The organism is Streptomyces sp. bgisy159 (assembly GCF_965341775.1).
Taxonomy (GTDB): Bacteria; Actinomycetota; Actinomycetes; order Streptomycetales; family Streptomycetaceae; genus Streptomyces.
This window is the reverse complement of record NZ_CBDQZH010000099.1, coordinates 1-3643: the sequence shown is the minus strand read 5'-3', so window position 1 is coordinate 3643 and position 3643 is coordinate 1. Positions and strand designations below refer to the sequence as shown.

Genomic DNA, 3643 nt, shown 5'->3' with positions numbered 1-3643 from the left:
TTCTCGAACGGGGTGGAGCCGGTCCCGGGGGTGTTGCCCGTCATCAGATGGTGCCTCCCGCTTCGTTGCCGGACGGGGTGTCGCCAGGCGGTTGTGCAAGGCATGGACGACGCTGCTCATGCCCTCCACGCAGTCCGAGAGCAGCTTGGAGAGGTTCTCCAGCTCGGTGATCACCGTCTCGTACGCCGTATGCAGGCCGGCCGCCTCCGCCCATGCGCCGTCGCTGAACTTGGCGCCAACCAACTGGGGCTGGGCGACCTTGTCGAGGCCTGCCGGTGAGCCCGTGAGGTTCTGTCAAGACCCCGGATATCAGAAGCGTTCGACCTCTTCACCGTCCGGAACCTTGTAGCAGCCGGAAACGACGTCAAGGCTCAGCATCGCTGGGTCGTTTTTCGCCATTTTGATAATTTTCACGCTAGCTTTCTTGTTGTCGTTGTCGGCGACCAGCTTGATGTTTTGGTTCTTGCTGGTGTCCGGGCCGTAGGTGATGATTTCCCACCCATTCTTGGACAGTCCCTCCTTGAGTCGCTCCATCGCAACATCCAGGTCGCTTGCTGAGGCAGGATAGAAGCTCCATGGGTGGAAGATCCGAAAGTATGTCTTCGTGTCTTTGCCCGGGCAGTCCATGACTCCTGGGTGACTATCAGAAGCCTTTCCCCTGACGCCAATCAGGTCGTAGATGCCACTGGATAGCTTTCCCATGGCATCCGAAGCGTCACGTGACGTGCTTGTGCCAGCGAACGGAACTTCATGAGAGCGGGTGTCGGTCATGCTGCATCCAGTGAGGGTGACGAGGTAAATGGGTACTGGAAGCGCCAGAGCGCTGAACTTTCTCTTCACGTCATGAAGCCTTACTTCATTGCCTAGATCGAGGGATCATCGGCGCGTCATTTTTCTAGGGCATTCCGGTCGCGGCTTCACATAAGCAAGGGGCGCGGCATCCGCAGTGGCACGTCATCACCCTTACCGACAACGACCAGAGCCTGATTCAGCAGACTCTGGGATGGGCCCGCCTCGTCTCCGTCCCAGTAACCGCTGTGTCCCTCGGTGTCCGTGGCCATCTGGTTTGCTCCGAAATTCGGATCGCTGGGGGTGACGAAGCGGTCACCGCCGTGGCCCCAGCGGCCGAGGTCCGGAACGGGGTCTCCCTCGGCCTCCTCGTTCCAGACATGCCCCTGAGGGACGTCCATCTCATCGGCGCCGGAAACCCGGACGCCTGGGCTGCCCGCGAAAATGACGTCGTCGGCGTTGAGCTGCCCCGTCTCGGCTGCAGCTCCAACGAGGGTGGACCCATACGAGTGGCCTATCACGGTGCGATGTGGATCCGAAGCGCCACCGTGCGACGCGTCGAGCCCATCCAAGAACCGGTTGAATGCCGGCGCACCGTCGTATGCGTAGTGACTGAACGGTGCATCTTTGGCCACGCTGTCAGGTGCGTCATAGCCGAGCCAGGTAATCGTGGAAACACTTTCCCCGCCGGATTTGGCATCAGCTTCCCGCCAGACACCGACCATCCGGTTAATGTTGCCTTCGATATTCGAAAGGTTTGAAGTCGTACCCGGCACGTACACTGCCTGATGATCGGCAGTGTCCGGGTTTCCGTTGGCGATGATTACCCGACCATCCCCTTCGGGACTGAAGCTGAGCAAGTATGCCTCAGGCAGACCATTCTTGCCGGTTGCGTTGAAGCGGTCCTGGATCGCCTGCATGCCATCTACCGGTTTTTGCAGCTCATTCCGCTTCATGTCCCATTGTCTCCATTCCTCCGAATAGATCTTTTCTTCCACCTCCTCGCCGGTGAGAGCATTGACGCTATGGACTAGCTGGTAGGCCGGTTGTGGTTCCTTTGCCATCCATGCGTCCAGTTCCGTTTGGGCGGCGCTACGTGCATCGGCGAATATTATCCGGTTGGCTTCGTCCCGGACCGCGGACGGCAGTCCGTCGAGTGCACCTACCGAATCGGGTCGCATAGATAGCCATGCGGCCTGCTGATCCGGGTCCAGTTCCTGCCACCACTGCGCGTTGGACTTCGGATCCCCGTCCTTGGGGGGTTGTGGCAGTGAGCCGAGATATTCCGTGCCTGCTGCTTGCAAACCTTTGGTGTCCGTGAATACATCCGACCAGTCGTCGTCGCTGACGGTCAGGTCGTCGTCGGCCCGCAACGCACGCAACTTCGGAGCCCACTTCACATCAACCTCTGTCGCCTCCTCAAGGGCTGCAGCGATGCGGTCCGCGCAGTCTCGTGCAGGGCCGTGGTTGGGATTGGGGTCGATGTTTGCTGCCTGACGGCCCACGGCAGAAGCCGTGTCGTCCGTCAGGCCGGTGACCGTGCCCCCTGCAGGAGTTTTTCCACCCTCGTCCTTCTCTCCACCGGGTGGATAAGTGACTGAACCATCGGAATTCACCGTGAGACCCGCTGCCTTGGCATCAGCCAGAGCATTATTGAGTTTCCTCTTGACGGCTTTCATCTCGTGCGCGAACGCCTCAAGGGCAGTGCTGGCGAGTCCACATTCCAGCTGTACGTAGTGGAAGTTCTCGGCCAGTTCTATCAGTTGCCCGACTGCCGCCTCCGCGGCCTCACCCTTCAGCGAGTGTCTCATCGCTGCGACGATCTGGGTCCCCACGTGGTCCTTCGCAGCGCTGGCCATGTCGGCGGTGCTGCGGTATCCGCTGGCTGCTTGGAAGTACTCGGTCGGTTGGAGACGTTGGAGCGCTGCCAGGTTCATGGCTTGTGGTTACCGCCTCTTGCCTTGGCCGCCGACGGCCGGTGTATCCGCGTACTCCAGCTTCAAATTGCCGATTTCGATCATGATTGCTTCGTCGGTCTTCAGTAGGTCGCTGCCCGCCTTCTGGAAGAGTGTGGCGAGCTTTTCGCACCGGGCACTGACGCTGTTGATGTAGCGCTCCCAGGACTCGTGGACCAATTTCTGGGCACCTGACGTCTGGCAGTCGAAGTCCGCCGTGAGGCCTTCCTGGCCGCCAGAGAGTGCTACCAACGCCTTGTCGATGTCCTCACAAACTGCGCCAACATCTTGGCCTGCCTTTGACCACACCGGCTTGTCGGACACCATTGTGCCCGTGCCCTCCGCCGGGTCGATGGGCACGTGATTCAGTTGCATCTGCGGGGAGCTTCGAGCGAGTGCCGTGCCCTTGAGCTCTTCCCACTCATCCCACGCCATGCGTGGACCCTCCTGTTTTCGCCGGGCGCGCTCTGTCGCCTCCGGGAGCGCGTGTGTGCGATTGCGTGGTGATCAAGTCGTAAGGTAGCGGCCCCGATGGGACGCCCCATCCGCGTGGGCCACCAGGGCGGCTGAGTAGGCGTACTCAGACGGTGTCAGTACCTCGGTTGGGCGGTGGGGAGGAGGGCGGCATGGCCGGGGGCGGCCCGAAGCCGGTGAGCGCATGGGGGTGCGGAGGCCCGTCCGGAGAGGAAGGCGTGGGTGAGGGGGCGATGAATCTGCGACGCCTGCGAAAGATGCCTGTTGCTGTTATGGCGAGAGCCGCTACGGTGACTGCTCCGATGCCGATCGGCAGCCAGGAGAGGTCGGTGTCCTTGGAGGGGGCTGGGGGGTTGGCACCGGTCGGCCCGGTAGAGGCCGACGGTGTGTCTGCCGCTGCGAGGTCCGGCAGCGGGTACTCGTCC

Annotated in this window: 3 protein-coding genes and 1 pseudogene; all 4 read right to left on the bottom strand. The window is 61.4% G+C overall.

Going from position 1 to position 3643, the window contains the following annotated elements; translation table 11 throughout:
• Positions 1–243 (bottom strand): annotated as a pseudogene (locus ACSLTV_RS35915) (hypothetical protein); the annotation flags it as partial.
• 66 nt (positions 244–309) lie between these two features.
• Positions 310–771: a hypothetical protein gene (locus ACSLTV_RS35910; protein WP_435613711.1), complete on the bottom strand. Its 462-nt coding sequence runs from the start codon at positions 769–771 to the stop codon at positions 310–312.
• A gap of 146 nt (positions 772–917) precedes the next feature.
• A complete protein-coding gene (locus ACSLTV_RS35905) occupies positions 918–2726 on the bottom strand; it encodes an alpha/beta hydrolase (RefSeq protein ID WP_435613710.1) in 1809 nt (602 codons plus the stop codon).
• Positions 2727–2735: 9 nt separating this feature from the next.
• Positions 2736–3179, bottom strand: coding sequence for a hypothetical protein (locus tag ACSLTV_RS35900; protein WP_435613709.1), 444 nt, complete (start codon positions 3177–3179; stop codon positions 2736–2738).
• Positions 3180–3643 lie beyond the last annotated feature (464 nt).

What these genes read in the sequence shown, in the direction of transcription:
- ACSLTV_RS35910 (WP_435613711.1), bottom strand. Translation starts at nt 771, where the DNA reads ATGACCGACACCCGCTCTCATGAAGTTCCGTTCGCTGGCACAAGCACG.
- ACSLTV_RS35905 (WP_435613710.1), bottom strand. Translation starts at nt 2,726, where the DNA reads ATGAACCTGGCAGCGCTCCAACGTCTCCAACCGACCGAGTACTTCCAA.
- ACSLTV_RS35900 (WP_435613709.1), bottom strand. Translation starts at nt 3,179, where the DNA reads ATGGCGTGGGATGAGTGGGAAGAGCTCAAGGGCACGGCACTCGCTCGA.